Origin of the sequence: Cellulomonas sp. NPDC089187, assembly GCF_040685135.1 — a bacterium.
GTDB lineage: Bacteria > Actinomycetota > Actinomycetes > Actinomycetales > Cellulomonadaceae > Cellulomonas.
On sequence record NZ_JBFBHI010000001.1, the window covers coordinates 495915 to 514924 of the forward strand.

Here is a 19010-nt window from a genome sequence, read left to right on the forward strand (position 1 = left end):
CCGCGCATCCTCCCACTGCCGCGGGTGCGCAGTCACACTCAGAGCGATCGACGTACCCCGTCGGTGCGGGCCGCTCCGGGCCCGACCGTCACCGCCGCACCGAGCACATAGGCACCCCGCTCGGCCACCACCACCGGGTTCAGCTCGACCGACACCAGCTCCGGCAGATCGTCGGCGAGCACCCCGACGCGGGCCAGCACATCCTCCACCGCGGCCACGTCCAGCACCGGTAAGCCGCGGTAGCCGAACAGCCGGGGGGCCGACCGCGGGGCGCGCACCACATCGGCCACATCCACATCGGTCAGCGGCGGCACCGCGAAGGCATAGTCGCCCAGCAGGTCCGTGGTGTCCCCGGCGAGCCCGAAGCCGATCACCGGGCCATAGAGCGGGTCCTCGGCGGAACGGATCACGCAGGCCACCCCGTGCGGGGCCATCGGCTGCACCTCCAGCGGCGGAGTGTGCGGTGTGGCGGGGGTGCCGTACTCGGCGGCCAGGTCGAGCACCTGGCGCACATCGGCGCGCAGCTCGGCCGCATCGTGCACGTCCAGCCGTACCCCACCCAGATCCGCCCGGTGTCGCAGAGTCGGCACGGTGGTCTTCAACGCCACCGGCCAGCCCATCCGCTCGGCGGCCGCCACCGCCTCCTCCGCGGACCGCACCGGCACCGACGGGATCAGGGACAGCCCGGCGTAGGACAGCAACTCGGCGATCTGACCGCGTTCCAGCTCCAGCCGCTCCGGGTGCCCGGCCTGGGCGATCCACGACTGGACCATGCGCCGCGCCCGGCGGGTGTCCATCGGCTCCGGGTGTACCACCGTGCCGCGCTCGGCTGAACGCCAGGCGGCGTACCGCACGGCCTGCCCCAGAGCCAGCACAGCGTCCTCGGGTGTGGTGTAGGCCGGGACGGTGCGCAGCACCTGCTCCGCAGTGGGCGCGGTGAGCACCTCGGCGGCACCGTGCAACCCGGGCAAGCAAGCCACCGATGTCTTCCGGTGCGCCGCAGCCGCGCTGGCCACCGCGCGGGCCACTCGGTCATCCCGGGGCCCCACGGTGGGCACATGCACCGTGATCACCGCATCCACCTGTGGGTCGGCGTACACCCCGGCGACAGCCTGGGCGATCAGCTCATCCTCGGCTGCCTCCGGCACGATCACCGGCTCGACGGTCACCTGCAATCCAGCGGACACCGCCGCCTCGGCGACCAGTGCCGCCAGCGAACTGGAGGAGGCCACCACGGCCACCCGCCGTCCGGTCGGCAACGGTTGCAGGGCGAAGAGCTGCGCGGCCTCCAGCATCTGGTGGGTGTTCTCCACCAGGGTCACCCCCGAGCGCTGCACCACCTCATCCAGGGTCCGACGCAAGGCCATCGTCTGGCGCACCGCGTGGCCCGGTGGGGCGACATGACCGGTGCTGCCGGCGGTGACCACCACCACGGGCTTGCGCCGGGCGAGCCGCCGGGCCACCCGGGCGAACTTGCGGGGGTTGCCGATCGATTCCAGGTACAGCGCCACCACATCGGTGGCCTCGTCCTCCTGCCAGAACTGCATCAGGTCGTTGCCGGAGACATCCGCGCGATTCCCGGCGGACACCAGATGCGCCAGCCCCAGGCCACGGCGGCGGACCGATGCCAGGATCGACACCGCGGTGGCGGCCGACTGGCAGAACAGTCCGATCCGACCCGGCGGCGGTGGTTCCTCGGCCAGCGACGCGTTCACCAGTCCGGCCGGGGTGTGGCTGATCAGGCCGTAGGACACCGGTCCGATCACCCGCATCCCGGCGGCGTGGGCGGTCCGTAGCAGCGCACGGTGCAGCGCCAGCCCGGCCTCCCCCTCCTCGGCGTAGCCACCGGAGAGCACGACGACGGCGCGCACCCCGACCCGGCCCAAGGCCCGCACTGCCGGCACCGACTCGGCGGCGGGCAGCGCGAGCACAGCCAGCTCAACCCCACCGGGCACCTGCGCCAGCCGCTCCCAGCGCCGCACGGCCGGGTCGTCAGCGCCGGGCACCGCGCCCACCACGTGCACCTCCACCGGCTCACCCAGGATCGGTGCCTGCACCGCGGCGGTCCGCGCCCCGATCGGCGGTCGACGCTCCCCGGCCAGCAGCGAGGCCAGCACCCGTCCGGCCCGACGTGCGTCCAACGACTGCGGGTCCGCGTCATCGGCGGCCAGCAGCAGCACCCGGCGCGCGGTCAGCAACCGCTGCACACTGCGCGCCTCCGCGGATCGCTCCCGGCCCCGCAGCACCGCCATCGACCGCTCGGTGGGGTCGATGTCGAAGCCGACCTGGACCACCCCGTCCTCGAGCCGCTGCCGCAGTGTGTACCCGGCCTCCCGGAACACCGCGATCATCCGCCCGTTCTGCGGCAGCACCTCCGCCACGAACCGCTTGATCCCGCGCTCGCGGGCAGCCGCCGCCAGGTGTTCCAGCAGCACCGAGCCCAGCCCGCGCCCACTGTGCGCATCCGCGATGTTGAAGGCGACCTCGGCCTCGTCCGGGCCGACCTTGTCGTAGCGGGCCACCCCGATGATCGCGTCGTCCTGGGTGACCGCCACCAGCGCCACCCGGTCCCGGTGGTCAACCTGGGTGAACCGGGCCAGGTCGCGGTCGGGCAGCCGCTCAAGCGGGGCGAAGAACCGCAAGTAGATCGATTGCTCCGACTGCGCCACGTGGAAGGTTTGCAGCGCGTCGGCGTCCTCGGGCCGAATCGGGCGGATGTGCGTGGTGCTGCCGTCCCGCAGCACGACGTCCGCCTCCCACGCCTCCGGGTACGCCGGGCCGCGCGGGTCGGGTCGCACCTCGTCGTCGCTCCCGGCCATGCCCAGGAGCCTACTGGGCCCGCCTCTGGCGAGTCGTGACACCATTCCCCCGACCCGGCGGAGGACAATGAGATGTCCGCTGTCATCACGAGTTCAGGAGCCCGCACCGCACATGGCGCGCCGCACTGCCCCCAGCACGCCGCCCGAGGACTTTGTCGAGCGGATCGTCGACATCGACGTGGCCTCCGAGATGGAGGGCTCCTTCCTCGAGTACGCGTACTCGGTGATCTACTCCCGTGCGCTGCCGGACGCCCGTGACGGCCTCAAGCCGGTGCAGCGGCGCATCCTGTTCCAGATGTCGCAGATGGGGCTGCGCCCGGACCGGCCCTATGTGAAGTCGGCCCGCGTGGTCGGCGAGGTGATGGGCAAGCTGCACCCGCACGGTGACAGCGCGATCTACGACGCGATGGTCCGCCTGGCCCAGCCGTTCTCCCTGCGGCTGCCGCTGGTCGACGGACACGGCAACTTCGGTTCACTGGACGACGGCCCCGCAGCACCCCGGTACACCGAGGTCCGGATGGCACCGGTCGCCCTGGCGATGAACGCCGGGTTGGACGAGGACGTCGTCGACTTCGTCCCGAATTACGACAACAAGCTGACCCAGCCGGCGGTGCTGCCCTCGGCGATCCCGAATCTGCTGGTCAACGGCGCGGCGGGCATCGCGGTCGGCATGGCCACCAACATGGCCCCGCACAACCTGGTCGAGGTGATCGCCGCCGCCCGGCACCTGGTGCAGCACCCCGAGGCCGACCTGGACGAGCTGATGCGGTTCGTGCCCGGACCGGACCTGCCTTCGGGCGGCAAGATCGTCGGGTTGGAGGGCGTCCGGGACGCCTACCGCACCGGCCGTGGCGCCTTCAAGACCCGCGCCACCACCCGGATCGAGAACGTCACCCCGCGCCGCAAGGGCATCGTCGTCACCGAGCTGCCCTACGGCGTCGGCCCGGAGAAGGTGATCGAGAAGATCAAGGAGGGCGTGCAGAACAAGAAGCTCTCCGGCATCTCCGATGTGCTGGACCTGACCGACCGTGAGCACGGCCTGCGCCTGGTGATCGAGGTCAAGACCGGCTTCAACCCCGATGCCGTGTTGGAGCAGCTGTTCCGTTACACCCCGCTCGAGGACTCGTTCTCGATCAACAACGTCGCCCTGGTCGACGGCCAGCCCCGCACCCTCGGACTGCGCGAGCTGCTGACCGTCTGGGTCGATCACCGGCTCACCGTGGTGCGCCGCCGCAGCCAGTACCGTCTGGACCGCAAGCTGGAACGCCTGCACCTGGTCGAGGGTCTGCTGATCGCGATCCTGGACATCGACGAGGTCATCCAGGTCATCCGCAGCTCGGACGATTCCGAGGCCGCCCGCAGCCGACTGCGAACGGTCTTCGACCTGTCCGAGCCGCAGGCCGAGTACATCCTCGAGCTGCGTCTGCGCCGCCTGACCAAGTTCAGCCGGATCGAGCTGGAGAAGGAGCGGGACGAGCTCACCAGCGACATCGAGGCGCTGCGGGCCCTGCTCGCCGATGACGCCCTGCTGCGCGGGGCGGTCTCGGACGAGATGGCCGAGGTCGCCGCCACCTACGGCACCCCGCGCCGCACGATCCTGCTGGAGTCCGCCGGTGGGGTCGCTACTGCGGCCGAGGGTGCCCCAGTCGCCAAGAAGCGGACTGTGGCCACCCTCTCGTTGGAGATCGAGGACACCCCCTGCGTGGCGCTGCTCTCGGCCACCGGCCTGGTCGCGCGCACCGCCGGGGTCGACGTCCAGCTGCATCCAGATGAAGACACCCCCCGGGCCAAGCACGACGTGCTCGCCGGAGCGGTCACCACCTCGGCCCGCGGCGACATCGGTGTCGTCACCAGCCGCGGTGTGGTCCGCAAGATCTCCGTGCTGGACCTGCCCGGATTGCCACCCACCGACGGCGTGCCCGCACTCGGTGGCGGGTTGCCGCTCGGCGAGTTGATCGAGCTGGACAAGGGCGAGCGGGTGATCGGCCTGTGCTCGCTGGCCCCGGATGCCCCGACCCTGGCGCTGGGCACCGCGCAGGGCGTGGTCAAGCGTGTGGTCTCCGGTGAGCCCCCAGCCAACCGGGACTTCTGGGAGATCATCGGCCTGCGCGACGGCGACGAGGTGGTCGGTGCCGCCGCGGTCACCGACGACGACGAGCTGGTCTTCATCTCCTCCGACTCCAACCTGCTGCACTACTCCGCCTCCGCCGTGCGTCCGCAGGGCCGTCCGGCCGGTGGTATGGCCGGGATCAAGCTCGGCGACGGTGCCCGGGTGGTGTTCTTCGGCGCGTTGGCACCGGATACCGAGGACGCGCTGGTCGTCACCATCTCCGGCTCCTCCGATGCGCTGCCCGGCACCCAGGCCGGCTCGGCCAAGGTCACCCCGTTCAGCCAGTACCCGGGCAAGGGTCGGGCCACCGGTGGCGTGCGCTCACACCGGTTCCTCAAGGGCGAGGACGGGTTGTTCCTCGCCTGGGTCGGTCGAGCTCCGGCCCGGGCCACCGGGTCCGCCGGTCAGCCTGTGGAGCTGCCGGAGGTCGACGAGCGACGTGACGGGTCGGGTGCGATGCTGAGCGCCCCGCCCACCGCGATCGGCTGAGTCGTCCACCGGTTCGGCGGCACCGTTTCACCGAGACAACGCTCGGAGGTGAGGCCCCGGTGACCCGCTACGCCATCGACGCTCCGGTCGCGTTGGAGCTCATCCGCCATGGGTCGGGCCGCTCGCTGCCCGCCGGTGACTCCCTGGTCGGCCCGGCGGTGTTGCGTTCGGATGTCCTGGTGCTGCTCTACGCCCTGCCCGATGACACCGGACGCGCCCTGCTGGACGAGCTGGCCGCGCTGCGCCTCCGCCTGCTCGGCGACCGGGTATCGCGCGCGGTCGCCTGGCGGATCGCCCGCGAGCTGGGCTGGTCCGATCCGCGCCCGGCCGAGTACCTGGCCGTGGCGCAGCTCCAGGCGGATGTCTTGGTCACCGCCGATCCTCAGTTGCTTGCGGGGGCGCACGCGGCTGCGATCCCCACGGCAGAGCCCTCCGCCCTGGAGTGACCGTCCACCCGGGGTGGCCCTGAATCTGAGGGACCGGTAGACCTCGGCCGCTTCCCGCCCGGCGACCCGGAGTCCGCGGCCATCCGCCGAGGCCAGCGTTCCCGCCCTGGGGCGAGTGTCGCCGCCGACCGTCAGCTCTGCGCGGCGACCTCGGCCACGGCCCCACGGATCCGGTCCGCCGCCTCGATCAGAGTCTCCAGCTCCTGCGGGGACAGCACATCCAGGATGATCCGCCGGACCACCCGGCGCCGGGTCTCCCGGGCCACCTGAGCACTGCGCACCCCGGCCTCGGTCAACCGGACCACAGTGCCCCGCGCGTCCTCCCGGTCCCGGGCCCGCGCCACCAGACCGCGCTGCTCCATCCGGCGCAGCTGATGCGACACTCGGCTGTCCTGCCACTCGGCCGCCGCCGCGAGATCCTTGGCGCGCAGCCCGCACTCCCCCGCGTCCAGCAATGGTTCCAGCAGCTCCAGATCCGCCACCGACGCATCGGCGGCCTGCCCGAGCGCCCGTTCCATCACGATGAACCAGTCCCGGGACATGCCCAGGAACACTCGCCACGTGGCGTCCTCGTCCGCGAGGGTGCGCCCTTCCACCGCCGTCATGGCGCACAGAGTACGGCGGGGCAGGTCAGTGCGCGCGCCACCGCTCAGATCTCGATCCCCCACTGCACCGTGCCGGTGGTCGGCTCGAAGCCCAGTGAGGTGTACAGGCCGTGCGCGCCGGACGGATTGGCCGTGTCGACCTCCAACTCGACGTACTCCATCCCGTCCGCCCGGCAGGCTGCCATCACGGCGGTCAGCAGTGCCACCGCGATCCCCTGTCCGCGCCACGGACGGAGCACACCGATCAGGTCGGCATAACCGGAGCGGTAACCCTTGACCGGCCAGTCCTGCTCGTACCGCCCGCAGAGCGCATAGCCGACGACCTGGCCCTCGGACACGGCCAGCACACTCCACTGCGGGGCGAACATCGCCTGGTGCTGCTGCCAGGCCTCCGCGCTGCGCGGTTCGCTGCCCCAGTGGTCCCGGAACGCCTCGTTGTGGGCCACCCGCACCGCCTCGTCCAGCGCCGGCGTCCACGGGACGATCTGCACGTCCGGTGTCAGCGGGGGTTCGGGCAGTGGCCGGTCCAGCGGTCGGCGCATGTCCCGGTAGTACCGCAGCGGGCCGTATCCCACTCGCTCGTACAGTCGGGCGGCCTCGGTCTGGGTGTCGAGCAGGTAGGCGGCCACCCGCCCGAGCATGTCACGACCGTCGTCAGCCAACTGTTGCCGACCGCGGGCCTGCGCCCACCGCACCAGGGCGGTGCCGACACCGCGCCCACGCCACAGCGGGTCCACACCCCCGGAGGACAACGCGCGCAGCGTCCGCTGATCCGACGGCTGGCACTCGCTGACGATCCAGGCCCGGGGCGTTCCATCCACGTCGCGACCGATCCGGGTGTCCCGGTCCAGTTGCCACCAGCTACCCGCGAACTGCTCGGCGACCTCGGACTCGATGGTTCGCACAGGCGACCGGTCCGCCTCCTCCACCCGGGCGATCAGCGCGGTCAGCTCCGGAGTGTCGGCGACCGTCACCGGGGCGAAGGTCAGCCCCTCGATCCGGGGTTCGGGCAGGTCACGTGGCGCGGCGACACGTGCGGCAAGGGTCGTCATGGCACTCACGGTGCACGACCGGCGCGGTGGCTGTCACCTGCAATCGTGCTCAGGCGTCGATCTTGGAGGCGTCCAGCGTGGCGGCGTTGTCGATGATGAAGTCCTTGCGCGGCGCGACCTCCGAGCCCATCAGCAGCTCGAAGACCTCCTCGATCCGGCGCATCTGCTCATCCGCTGCGGCCGCGGCGGGCAGGGTCACCCGGCGCAGGGTGCGGTGCCGGGGGTCCATCGTGGTCTCGGACAGCTGATCGGCGTCCATCTCGCCCAGACCCTTGTAGCGCTGGATGTCCTCCTTGTAGCGCTTACCGGCCTTGTCGAGCTTCTTCAGCGTGGCGGTGAGCTCGGCCTCGGAGTAGGTGTAGACGTACTCGTTCTTCTTGGAGCCCGCCCCGATCACCTCGATCCGGTGCAGCGGCGGCACCGCGGCGTACACCCGGCCGGCCTCGACCAGCGGGCGCATGTACCGGAAGAACAGCGTGAGCAGCAGGGTGCGGATGTGAGCGCCGTCGACGTCGGCGTCGGTCATCAGCACGATCTTCCCGTAGCGCGCCGCGTCCAGGTCGAAGGTGCGACCCGACCCGGCCCCGATCACCTGGATGATCGCCGCACACTCGGCATTGCGCAGCATGTCCGCGATGGACGCCTTCTGGACGTTAAGGATCTTGCCGCGGATCGGCAGCAACGCCTGGAAGTCGCTGGACCGGGCCAGCTTGGCGGTGCCGAGCGCGGAGTCGCCCTCCACGATGAACAGCTCAGAGCGCTCCACGTCATTGCTGCGGCAGTCCGCGAGCTTGGCCGGCAGGGAGGATGACTCCAGCGCGTTCTTCCGGCGGGAGATCTCCTTCTGCTTGCGGGCCGAGACCCGGGCGCGCATCTCCCCCACGACCTTCTCCAGCAGCGCGGCGGCCTGGGCCTTCTGCTCACGCTTGGTGGAGGTGAGGATCTCGGTCAGACGCTGGTCGACCACCTTGGAGACGATGCCGCGCACCGGTCCGGTGCCCAGCACCTCCTTGGTCTGACCCTCGAACTGCGGCTCGGCCAGCCGGACGGTGACCACGGCGGTCAACCCGGCCATCACGTCGTCCTTCTCGATCTTGTCGCCACCGTCCTTGGCGGAGATCTTGAGCTTGCGGGCGTTCGCCTCGATCTGCTTGCGCAGCGTCTTGAGCAGCGCGGCATCGAATCCGGCCAGGTGGGTGCCACCCTTGGGGGTGGCGATGATGTTGACGAAGCTGCGCACCTCGGTGTCGTAGCCGGTGCCCCAACGCAGGGCGACGTCCACCTCGCACTCGCGCTGCACCTCCTGGGAAGTCATGTGCCCTCGGCTGTCCAGCACCGGCACCGTCTCGGTGAAGCTGCCCGAGCCGGTCAGCTGCCAGGTGTCGGTCACGGCGGCGTCCGGGGCGAGGAAGTCGGCGAAGTCCACCGTCCCACCGTCGTGCCGGAACACCTCCTCATGCGGGCCGTCTGCACCCGGGGTGCCGGGCAGGCCCCGCTCGTCCCGCACCACGATGGTCAGCCCCGGCACCAGGAAGCTGGTCTGCCGGGCGCGGGTGACCAGCTCGTCGTAGCTGAACACCGCGGTCTTGGGGAAGATGCTGCGGTCCGCCCAGTAGCGGGTCCGGGTGCCGGTGCGCGCCTTGGCGACCTTGCCCACCACCGCGAGCTCCGACCCGGAGGTGAAGGGCTCGAATGGTGCGTCCGGCGACACTCCGCCCCGGTCGTCGAACACACCCGGCTCACCGCGACGGAAGGTCATCCGGTGCGTCTTGCCGCCACGGTCGACCTCCACGTCCAACCGGGAGGACAGCGCGTTCACCACGGAGGCACCCACACCGTGCAGGCCACCGGAGGCCGCATAGGAGCCGCCGCCGAATTTGCCACCGGCGTGCAGCTTGGTCAGCACCACCTCGACACCGGTCAGCCCGGTCCGCGGCTCCACATCCACCGGGATGCCACGGCCGTGGTCACGCACCTCCACCGAGGAGTCGGCGTGCAGGATGATCTCGATCCGGTCGCCATACCCGCCCAGCGCCTCGTCGACGGAGTTGTCGATGATCTCCCACAGGCAGTGCATCAACCCACGGCTGTCCGTGGTGCCGATGTACATGCCGGGGCGCTTGCGCACCGCCTCCAGGCCCTCCAGGACCGAGAGGTGGCGCGCGGTGTAGGCAGAGTCGGTGGACACGGCATGAGGGTAATCGGCGGCGCTGACAATCCCGCGCAGGCCCGCCGGAGGGTGATGGCGGGGTACGCGCACAGCGAACCACCCCCTCCCGAGGGGATGATCCACGGCTGCGGATGGTTGTATGTCAGCGTGACGGAGATGATGGAAACCGAGAACGCACCGGCCCCGCTGACCGCGGCAGACCGTTGCGACCGCTGCGGCGCCCAGGCCTACGTCCGCGTGCTGCTCCCGGTCGGCGAACTGCTGTTCTGCGCGCACCACGCCCGTGAGCACGCGCCCAAGTACGAGGCGATCGCCACGCACGTGCAGGACGAGACCGACAAGCTGCTCGCCGAACACGGTGCAGGAGCCGGCGCCGCCCGCTGACAACTCGACCACCGAACGGCCCGCCCGGCTCACCGCCCGGGCGGGCCGTTCTGCGTCTGTGGCCCCGAACGACCGGCAGTGCACCGCCGGGGCCAGGACTTTCGCACCTGGTGAGGTCCACCAGGCCTGCCTGGTTTGGCCCGCGACTCCCCTCATCCCTCCGGTTCGAGCCCTCGGCGACGTGGACGGCACCTATCGTCGGAGCACCGGGGCAACGCGGCCCCGCGCACCACGAGGAGGCCCCCCATGTCCCGCACCCGATTCGACGGTCGGACCGCCGTCGTCACCGCCGCTGGAGCCGGGATCGGTCGCTCCACCGCCGAGCAGCTGCTCGCCGAGGGCGCCCGCGTGATCGCCGGTGACATCGCCGCCGACCGACTCGAGGATCTGGTCTCCGCGAACCCCGGTGCCGCGCTGGTCCCGGTGGTCGCCGATGTCGCCACCCAGGACGGTGCCGATGCCCTGCTCGCCGCCGCCGATGGGCGGGTGGATGTGCTGTGCAACGTCGCCGGGATCATGGACGGCTTCCTGCCCGCGGTGGAGATCGACGACGCCACCTGGGACCGCGTGCTCGCCGTCAACGTCACCTCCGTGATGCGGCTGATGCGCGCCGTCCTTCCCGGAATGATCGAGGCGGGTAAGGGCTCCATCGTGAATGTGTCCTCCGAGGCGGCACTGCGTGGAGCAGCGGCCGGACTGGCGTACACCGCTTCCAAGCACGCGGTGGCCGGGATGACCAAGCAGACCGCCTTCGCCTATGGACCGCAGGGCATCCGGGTGAACGCCGTCGCCCCCGGCCCGGTCAAGACCTCCATCGAGGGGTCGATGAAGTCGGCGCACATGGCCGCGCGGATCGGACCGATCATGGGCGCGATGCTCACCGGGGCTGCCGAGCCGGAGGAGCTCTCCCAGGCGATCGTCTGGCTGGCCTCGGATGACGCCTCCAATGTCAACGGCACCACCGTGGTCTGCGACGGCGGCTGGTCCGCGATCTGACCCCGGAATCGACGAGTGGCCCGCCCGGAGCACGGGCGGGCCACTCGCTTCTTCGCTCCCGCTCAATGGCTCAGGCCGCGATCTGATCCGCGCGGCGGCCGATCCGACGGTGGGCGAACACCAGCCACAACGCCAGCGCGAACTCTCCGACGAAGGTCACCGTGCCGACCTTCGAAAGATCGGCACCGAACACGATGACCAGCGCGTCCACCACGTATCCCGCTCCGGCGACGATCACCAGGGCACCCAGCCAGCGCGGCAGGATCACCGAACGCCAGATCAGCACGCCGAGCAGGATCAGATGCAGACCGAAGACCACTAGCCCCAGATCCCAGGTCGACTGGAAGGCGTCCACCGCCCGCACCGCGTCCTCCGGGCGCACCGGCGCAGCGTCCCGCGCTACCGCCAGGTGTCCCGCCGCGGTCAGGAAGACCATCGCGTAGCCGACCCGCAGTGCGGTCGCCGCCGCCGCGAGGTCGGTCGACACCGAGCGCAGCAGCCCGAAGAACCCGAACGCGACCACCAGGTCGAGCACGATGACCAGGACGACGCAGGCCAGTGCCGTGGTCAACGGGCCCTGAGCGTCCACCAGCTGCGCCAGGGTCTCGGCTCGGTTCGGGCCCACCACCGACCCCAGCGCCCCCAGAATCCCCGTCGCCGAGGCGATCGCCATCGCCAGGAGCGCCGCTCCTACCCACCATGCTCGCCGAGCCATGATCTCTCCTTCTTACGCCGTAAGGTCAATGCTTACACCGTAAGGCACACCGCGCCGATTCGGCTAATCTGAGCCCGTGACCACCCGCAACCTGCTCGATCGCGACCAGATCATCGGTGCCGCCATCGCCCTCGCCGACGAGAACGGACTGGACGCGGTGTCCATGCGCAAGGTCGGGCAAGCCGTCGGCGTCGAGGCGATGTCGCTCTACCACCACATCCAGAACAAGGAGCGACTGCTCGACGCCATGATCGAGGCCGCCCTCGCCGAGACCCCGCTGGCGACACCCGGCCCGTGGCGCGACACCCTGCGCAGCCACGCGGCGCAGACTCGACTGATGCTGTCGCGCCACCCCTGGGCCGCCGCACTCCTCAACTCGCGCGAGAACCCAGGCGCAGTGACCCTTGCCCGGCATGACGCGCTACTCGGTGCCCTCCACGGCGACGGACTGCCCTGGGGCACGGTGGCCAGCGCGATCTCCGTGGTCGACGCCTATGTGCTCGGCTTCGCGCAGACTCAACAGGACCTCCCCTTCGAGACCCCGGAGGAATCGGCCTCCCTCGGCGCGGAGATGCTCGCGCAGCTCCCCCTGAGCGAGACGCCGCACTTCGCACAGTTCCTCACCGAACACGTGCTGACCCCCGACTACGACCACCGCGCCGAGTTCGACCGGGGGCTGGAGATCCTGCTGGTCGGGCTCGCCAGCACATTCTGACCCGAACACGACGGACGGCCCCGCTCTCCGGATGGAGAACGGGGCCGTCCGAGTAGCAACTCAGTCCAGGTAGTCGCGCAGCACCTGCGACCGCGACGGGTGCCGCAGCTTCGACATGGTCTTGGACTCGATCTGGCGGATCCGCTCACGGGTCACGCCGTAGACCTTGCCGATCTCGTCCAGGGTCTTGGGCTGCCCGTCAGTCAGACCGAAGCGCATTGAGACCACACCGGCCTCCCGCTCGGAGAGGGTGTCCAGCACCTGGTGCAGCTGCTCCTGCAACAGCGTGAAGCTCACCGCGTCGGCGGGGACGACCGCCTCGGAGTCCTCGATCAGGTCACCGAACTCCGAGTCACCGTCCTCACCCAGCGGGGTGTGCAGCGAGATCGGCTCCCGCCCGTACTTCTGGACCTCGACCACCTTCTCCGGGGTCATGTCCAGCTCCTTGGCCAGTTCCTCCGGGGTGGGCTCACGGCCCAGGTCCTGGAGCATCTGACGCTGCACGCGGGCCAGCTTGTTGATGACCTCGACCATGTGCACCGGGATACGGATGGTGCGGGCCTGGTCGGCCATCGCGCGGGTGATCGCCTGCCGGATCCACCAGGTGGCGTAGGTGGAGAACTTGTAGCCCTTGGTGTAGTCGAACTTCTCGACCGCACGGATCAGACCGAGGTTGCCCTCCTGGATCAGGTCCAGGAACAGCATGCCGCGGCCGGTGTAGCGCTTGGCCAGCGAGACGACCAGACGGAGGTTGGCCTCCAGCAGGTGGTTCTTGGCGCGGCGACCGTCCTGGGCGATCCACTGCAGCTCACGGCGAGCCTTGGGCTCGACGTCGTTGCCGAGCTGGGTGAGGCGCTCCTCCGCGAACAGGCCGGCCTCGATCCGCTTGGCGAGCTCGACCTCCTGCTCCGCGTTCAGCAGCGCGACCTTACCGATCTGCTTGAGGTAGTCCTTGACCGGGTCGGCGGTGGCACCGGCGGTGACCACCTGCTGTGCGGGCTGGTCGTCGTCGTCGGCGTCGGACACCACGAACCCGGTGTCCTCAGTCTCCTCCGACTTGGTGGTCGACTTGGCGTCGGCACCCTCAGCGCCCTCGGCCGTTGCCTCGCCGTCCTCCGCGGTCTCCAGCTCGGCGTCGGCGGTCAGCTCCGCCTCGTCGATCTCGATGTCCTCGTCCTCGACCGGCTCATCTTCGGACTTCGCCGTGGCCTTGGTGGCCTTGGCCTTGACCGGCTTGGCGGCGGTCTTGGCCGCGGCGGCCTTCTTGGTCGCCGGCTTGGCCGTCGTGGACTTCTTGGCGCGCGACCCGGTCGCCTCGGAGGTCTCGCCGCCCTCGTCGGCGACGACGGCCTTGGTGGAGGTCCGCGTCTTGGTAGTGGTGGCAGCCGCGACCTTCTTGGGTGCGGCGGCACGCTTCTTCGGAGCGGCGGCCGGAGCCGGCTCGGACACCACGATGCCGGCGTTCGCCAGGCCGCGCACGACGGCCTTCAGACGACGAGCGTCCTCCACCTGGGCGGCCTCGCAGGCGGCCCGCAGAGCGACGGCGTCAATGCTCCCGGCGGCGGCACCCCGGCGGACCAGGTCCTGCAGAGCCGGGTGCTCGAACTCGCGCGGCAGCGTGGGGGAATTCTGGGACGTCACGAATGACCTTTCGGCAGCGAGGGACCCGGTTCGGCGAGACGGGACCCTTCTATTGTACCGGCCACATCCACGGCTGAGCGCGCCGATCAGGCACACGCCCGACGCCGGGCGGGTATGGCGAATCTGACGGTGTGACCAACGCCCGAAGCGGGCTGAAGATTCCCGGATCGGACATCTCGCCTGGTCGGGCAGCGGTGTGCGCCGACCCGATCAGCTCGGGTCGGGCTTGACCGCCAGCACCGGACAGGGGGCGTCGAGCAGGATGCGCTGGGCATTCGCCCCGAGGATGAGCTTGCCCACCGGGCTGCGACGGCGCAGCCCGATCACGATCAACGAGGCCTCGGTGTCCTCCGCGGCACCGATCAGCTCCTCGGCCACATCCCGCCCGGCAGCGATCACCCGGATCTCGTGCGCGATGCCCCGCTCGGTGAGCCCGGCGCGTACCTGCTCCAGCGCAGCCTCGGTCTCCTGGCGCTGCTCGGGGGCCTCGTCCAGCCGCTCGTTGACGACCACGACCAGGGGCTCCCCCCGGCGCTCCGCCTCGAATCCCGCGGTGTCCAGGGCGGCACGCCCCTCGACCGTCGCCAGATAGCCGACCACGATGCTCATCGGTGCTCCTCGCACGAGTGTCGCTGCGTCTGTTCGCGGCCGCGGCCGCACACCTTCGCGCCGCACCGCCGAACCGTGCCCCGACCGTACCGGAAGCGTCCGGCCAGCACGAACGCTCACACCTGGCGACCACCGGAGCACGCGACCCCGCTCCGCGAACCGCTCACGCTGGCGCGATCCGCACCCATCCCGGGACCGCCCCGGCCGCCAACAACCAGTCCAGTTGCGCCGCCAACGGCTGGTCGGGGTCCATCACCCGCGCGCGTTCCGCCCACACCGAGGCGAGCACACCTTCACCTCGGCACCACGCCAGCAAGGCCAGGATCGTCAGCGCCCCGGCCTGCCGCGAGAGCCGACCGTGGGACACCACGCGATGCAGCAGCCGCACTGCGCGGTGCGCCGGCTCCGGATCCGGTGGGGCGATTCCCGGGGTGAGCAACAGCGCGAGCCACGGTCGTACCGCGATAACGTCCGAGCCCTCCGGATGACCCATCGGCATGTCGAGTGCGGCCGTGGTGAGCCGGGCCAGCACGTCATCGTCCTCCGGTGCCTCCGGCGCGATCAGGGTCAGAGCCGCCGCTTCGACCACGGCATGATCATCCAGCCCCGCCTCGATCCGCCCCAGCGAAGACCGGGTCACCGCCTCCGGATCGGCCAGCGCCCGTCGCCAGCGGCGCAGGCTCCGGCGCTGCCACTCCCCCCAGACCGGCATGTCGACCGGCAGATGCCCGAACTCGGCCACCCGGCTCGCGGACCAGCGCAGCCGCCCTTCCGCCGCGGCACGTCGATCCACGTGACCGACCGCCGGGATGCAGCCCAGGTCGGCACGGCAGCGCACCGGAGCCCGGCCGTCCATCGCCGCACGCCGGGCGATCCGCGTGTCAGCCAACGCGGTCGTGGGGAACTGCACCCCCTGTGGCTTCTGCACGACCTGACCGGCACCGACCTGCCGGACCCCGGCATCGCGGATGCCCGCCGCGAAACAGAGCCGGCGTACCACCTCGACCCCCGGGACCGAGGCATCCGGATACCCGGCCAGCGCTACCCACTCACATCCCATCGCGACCAGATGCGCCACCACCGACCGCCCGACGGCCTCCCCCTGTTCTCCGCCGATCAGCTCGGCGCTGGTGCTGGCGACCAACATCGGCTCGTCCGCGTCGACGCTCGCGATGCCGATCGTCACCACACTGCCCGGTGTGGGCTGGTGGCCCAGCCGGATGGGTACGGCGGCAAGCAGCTCGCGGATATGGGGCAGAACATCGGCGGCGGCACCGGTGATCGACATACTGCTGGTCTCAGTCATGGGCCCCACCCCACGCTGTCACAGGCACAATGACCAGCACTGATGCCCGCACCTGGGGACGACGGGCCCGGTGCGGCACCTGTGGACGAGCGCGTCAGGTCGACTGGCTACCCTGTGCCGGTGCGCACTGGACCGGTTCTCCTGACGGCAGTGCTGCTGGCCGGGTTGACCGCCTGCACCGGCAGCACCCCGATTCCCGACCCCACGGTGACCGGCGGCGCCACCGCGGTACCCGAGCCGACCGACACCCTGCTCCCCTCGCCCACCGCGAGCGTCTCCACGGTGGGCGGTGTCGCGGAGGGCTTCCCCGTCGACCTCCTCCCGGTGCCCGAGGGCAGCGAGATCCTGATGTCGGCGGCAGAAGTCGACGAGGCCACCGGGTTGACCACCGTGAGTCTGAACCTGCGCAGCGTGCTGTCGACTGACGATCTGCTCTCCGTCTACCGCGGACCGCTCGCGGCGGCGGGTTTCACCGAGACGCCCACCGATCCCGGCGGTGGGCTCGCGGCCAGCTCGACCTTCGTCCGCGGCACCGGCGAGGTGCTGACCCTCGGCGTGCTGGATCGCGAAGGTGTGCGCACTGTGACCATCGGCGGCACCGTCCAGCTCTGACCCCACCGCCCGCGGCGTCCTCACGTAGGCTCGGCCGGGTGAACGACGCCTCCTCCCTGGTCGACCTGGAGGGCGTGCGCGCCCAGGTGGACGCCCTGCTCACCGCACACCTGGACCGTCTGGAGTCCGAGCTCGATCAGATGGGCTCCGGCACCGCGCCGCTGATCGAAGCGATGCGTCTGATGCTCTCCGGTGGCAAGCGGCTGCGCGCGGCCTTCTGCTATTGGTCCTGGCGTGCGCACGGCGGCGCGCAGTCCGGGCCGGGTGCGGTGGCGGCGCTGCGGGTCGGGGCGGCGCTGGAGCTCTTCCAGGCGGCCGCGTTGTTCCACGACGATGTGATGGACGACTCAGACACCCGCCGGGGCCTACCGGCCGCACATCGCAGCTTCGCCCATGCCCATCGCACCGCTCAGTGGTCCGGCGATGACCGCCGGTACGGGGAGTCGGCGGCGATCCTGCTCGGTGACCTGGCGCTGATCGCCTCCGAACAGGAGTTCTCCGCCGCGGTGGCGGACCTGGACCCCGACCGCGCGACCACGACCCGCGCCGTCTTCGACCGGATGCGCACCGAGGTCACTGTGGGGCAGTACCTCGACCTCCAGGCTCAGGTGCTGCCGTGGGGCACCGACCCGGCCGGTGACGAGCGGCGCGCCCGTGAGGTGATCCGGGCCAAGTCCGCCCGGTACAGCGTGGAGCATCCCGTGTTGATGGGGGCGGCACTGGCCGGTGCGGACCAGGCCACGTTGACCGCTGCGAGCGGGTTCGGCCTGCCGCTCGGCGAGGCCTTCCAGCTCCGTGACGACCTGCTCGGTGTGTTCGGCGACCCGGCCACGACTGGTAAGCCGGCGGGTGACGATCTGCGTGAGGGCAAGCGCACCGTCCTGGTCGCCCGTGCGATGGCCGCCGCGGGTCGCGCCGGGGATCGGACGCTGATGGAGCGCCTCCGCTCCGAGCTCGGCAACCGAGGGCTGTCCGAGGCCGACTGCCTGGCGCTGGCCGAGGCGATCCGCACCTGCGGGGCGGTGGACGAGGTGGAACAGCTGATCGACGAGTTGGTCACCCAGGCGGATCGTGCGTGGGAGGTGGCCCCGTTGGTCGACCCTGGCCGGGAGATGCTGGCCAGGCTGGGGCGGGCGGCAGTGCAGCGTCAGGCCTGACGCCTCACAGTTCGGCCTGGGCCAGCCGCCGCACAGCGGTCTTGTGTCCGGCGCGCAGCAGGTCGATGGGCCGCCCGGGCAGCGAGTCGTCCGGGGTGTAGAGCCAGGCGATGGCTTCTTCCGCGCTGAACCCCGCGTCCCCGAGCACGGTCAGGGTGCCCTGCAACGAAGCGAGCACCGTCATGCTGCCCGTGGCATCCCGCTCGTCGGAGCTCGGGTTGGCGGAGTCGACCGGGACCAGGAACTGCGCCGGGATGCTGAGCACCGGCGGCTCACCGCGGCGCACCCCCGCGAGACGACCCTCCTTCAGCAGACGCCGCACCCGACCGGCATCGACGCCGAGCGCCTCGGCGACATCGGGAACGGTCAGCCAGGAATCGACCAGAACATCGGGGTGCATCGGCTCAGTCACGGCCCGAAGCCTACGACGGACCGGCCGGTCATCAGCGTCGGCATGCACGAATCGAACATTTCAGCCCTCGACTTCCCACAGTCGCTCGCGTGCATTACCGTCACATCAGTCACACCAGTCACATGTGCCCCACAGGCACCAGCCGCCTCAGCAGACACAGGGATTTCTCATGACGCAGTCCGCCCTCGCGCTCTCCGACGACGCCCGCAGCTCGCGCCCGCGCGCCCGTCGCCTCGCGACGAACACCGGTGCCACCCTGGCCCTGGCGGCCATCGCCGTGGGCACCTCCGGCGGCCTCGCCCACGCGGACGAGGAGTACACCGTCCGCCGCGGTGACACCGTCAGCCACATCGCCAAGCAGTTCGGCACCACCGTGGCCGCCGTGCGCAGCGCCAACGGCCTGAACTCCTCCGCCTTCATCCGCGAGGGCCAGCGGCTGACCATCCCGACCTCGGGCACCAGCGCGACCGCCACCGCCGCGCCTGCGTCCACCGGCGGCAGCCACACCGTGACCCAGGGTGAGACGGTCTCCGCCATCGCCGCCCGCTACGGCACCAGCGTCAGCGCCATCGTCTCCGCCAACGGCCTCAACGCCCAGGCCTTCATCCGCGCCGGCCAGACCCTCACCATCCCCGGTGGCAGCACCACGAGCGCCGCGACCACCACCGCCGCGCCCGCGTCCACCGGCGGCAGCCACACCGTGACCCAGGGTGAGACGGTCTCCGCCATCGCCGCCCGCTACGGCACCAGCGTCAGCGCCATCGTCTCCGCC

General features: G+C 70.9%; 17 protein-coding genes. 8 read left to right on the top strand and 9 right to left on the bottom strand.

Annotated features, from left to right (window positions below; translation table 11 throughout):
• Positions 1–38: 38 nt before the first annotated feature.
• A complete protein-coding gene (locus AB0N78_RS02400; RefSeq protein ID WP_363385350.1) occupies positions 39–2819 on the bottom strand; it encodes a GNAT family N-acetyltransferase in 2781 nt (926 codons plus the stop codon).
• 112 nt (positions 2820–2931) lie between these two features.
• On the opposite strand from AB0N78_RS02400, the gene AB0N78_RS02405 reads away from it, so the two are divergent.
• Both AB0N78_RS02405 and AB0N78_RS02410 read left to right on the top strand, forming a co-directional pair.
• Positions 2932–5418 carry a DNA topoisomerase IV subunit A gene (locus AB0N78_RS02405; protein ID WP_363385353.1) on the top strand — a complete coding sequence of 829 codons (2487 nt, stop codon included), beginning with the start codon at positions 2932–2934 and terminating at the stop codon, positions 5416–5418.
• Between the two features lie 59 nt (positions 5419–5477).
• Complete coding sequence (locus tag AB0N78_RS02410) at positions 5478–5864, top strand: hypothetical protein (RefSeq protein ID WP_363385355.1); 387 nt, start codon at positions 5478–5480, stop codon at positions 5862–5864.
• Positions 5865–5995: 131 nt separating this feature from the next.
• Here the strand turns inward: AB0N78_RS02410 and AB0N78_RS02415 are convergent, their stop codons facing one another.
• The 3 genes from AB0N78_RS02415 to AB0N78_RS02425 are packed head-to-tail and all read right to left on the bottom strand — an operon-like array spanning position 5996 to position 9709.
• A complete protein-coding gene (locus tag AB0N78_RS02415) occupies positions 5996–6469 on the bottom strand; it encodes a MarR family transcriptional regulator (RefSeq protein WP_363385359.1) in 474 nt (157 codons plus the stop codon).
• A 44-nt stretch (positions 6470–6513) separates the two neighbouring features.
• A complete protein-coding gene (locus AB0N78_RS02420; protein ID WP_363385361.1) occupies positions 6514–7521 on the bottom strand; it encodes a GNAT family N-acetyltransferase in 1008 nt (335 codons plus the stop codon).
• A 49-nt stretch (positions 7522–7570) separates the two neighbouring features.
• On the bottom strand, positions 7571–9709 hold the full coding sequence (locus tag AB0N78_RS02425) for a DNA topoisomerase IV subunit B (RefSeq protein ID WP_363385363.1): 2139 nt from the start codon (positions 9707–9709) through the stop codon (positions 7571–7573).
• A 141-nt stretch (positions 9710–9850) separates the two neighbouring features.
• On the opposite strand from AB0N78_RS02425, the gene AB0N78_RS02430 reads away from it, so the two are divergent.
• Complete coding sequence (locus tag AB0N78_RS02430) at positions 9851–10075, top strand: hypothetical protein (RefSeq protein ID WP_168630516.1); 225 nt, start codon at positions 9851–9853, stop codon at positions 10073–10075.
• A gap of 246 nt (positions 10076–10321) precedes the next feature.
• Complete coding sequence (locus AB0N78_RS02435) at positions 10322–11071, top strand: SDR family oxidoreductase (protein ID WP_363385366.1); 750 nt, start codon at positions 10322–10324, stop codon at positions 11069–11071.
• A 70-nt stretch (positions 11072–11141) separates the two neighbouring features.
• Here the strand turns inward: AB0N78_RS02435 and AB0N78_RS02440 are convergent, their stop codons facing one another.
• The gene (locus AB0N78_RS02440) at positions 11142–11786 is read right to left on the bottom strand and encodes a DUF4386 domain-containing protein (RefSeq protein WP_363385368.1); all 645 of its coding nucleotides are present in this window, start codon (positions 11784–11786) and stop codon (positions 11142–11144) included.
• 76 nt (positions 11787–11862) lie between these two features.
• Here AB0N78_RS02440 and AB0N78_RS02445 point away from each other — a divergent pair, with 76 nt between their 5' ends.
• Complete coding sequence (locus AB0N78_RS02445; protein ID WP_363385371.1) at positions 11863–12501, top strand: TetR/AcrR family transcriptional regulator C-terminal domain-containing protein; 639 nt, start codon at positions 11863–11865, stop codon at positions 12499–12501.
• A gap of 60 nt (positions 12502–12561) precedes the next feature.
• Here the strand turns inward: AB0N78_RS02445 and AB0N78_RS02450 are convergent, their stop codons facing one another.
• The 3 genes from AB0N78_RS02450 to AB0N78_RS02460 form a co-directional block, all read right to left on the bottom strand.
• The gene (locus AB0N78_RS02450; RefSeq protein WP_363385373.1) at positions 12562–14142 is read right to left on the bottom strand and encodes an RNA polymerase sigma factor; all 1581 of its coding nucleotides are present in this window, start codon (positions 14140–14142) and stop codon (positions 12562–12564) included.
• Positions 14143–14352: 210 nt separating this feature from the next.
• On the bottom strand, positions 14353–14751 hold the full coding sequence (locus tag AB0N78_RS02455; protein WP_363385376.1) for a universal stress protein: 399 nt from the start codon (positions 14749–14751) through the stop codon (positions 14353–14355).
• A 163-nt stretch (positions 14752–14914) separates the two neighbouring features.
• Positions 14915–16057 carry a DUF4192 family protein gene (locus AB0N78_RS02460; protein WP_363385378.1) on the bottom strand — a complete coding sequence of 381 codons (1143 nt, stop codon included), beginning with the start codon at positions 16055–16057 and terminating at the stop codon, positions 14915–14917.
• 120 nt (positions 16058–16177) lie between these two features.
• Between AB0N78_RS02460 and AB0N78_RS02465 the strand changes: the two genes are divergently transcribed.
• Together AB0N78_RS02465 and AB0N78_RS02470 are read left to right on the top strand one after the other, a co-directional pair.
• Positions 16178–16669, top strand: coding sequence for a hypothetical protein (locus tag AB0N78_RS02465; protein ID WP_363385381.1), 492 nt, complete (start codon positions 16178–16180; stop codon positions 16667–16669).
• Between the two features lie 38 nt (positions 16670–16707).
• Positions 16708–17826 (top strand): polyprenyl synthetase family protein, encoded by a 1119-nt coding sequence (locus tag AB0N78_RS02470; RefSeq protein WP_363385383.1) that lies wholly within the window; start codon positions 16708–16710, stop codon positions 17824–17826.
• A 4-nt stretch (positions 17827–17830) separates the two neighbouring features.
• Here AB0N78_RS02470 and AB0N78_RS02475 read toward each other — a convergent pair whose 3' ends face one another.
• Entirely contained in the window at positions 17831–18226 is a 396-nt protein-coding gene (locus AB0N78_RS02475; RefSeq protein WP_363386223.1) for an Rv2175c family DNA-binding protein, read from the bottom strand.
• A 181-nt stretch (positions 18227–18407) separates the two neighbouring features.
• Between AB0N78_RS02475 and AB0N78_RS02480 the strand changes: the two genes are divergently transcribed.
• Positions 18408–19010: LysM peptidoglycan-binding domain-containing protein (locus tag AB0N78_RS02480; RefSeq protein ID WP_363385386.1), on the top strand; the 603-nt coding region annotated here is incomplete at its 3' end.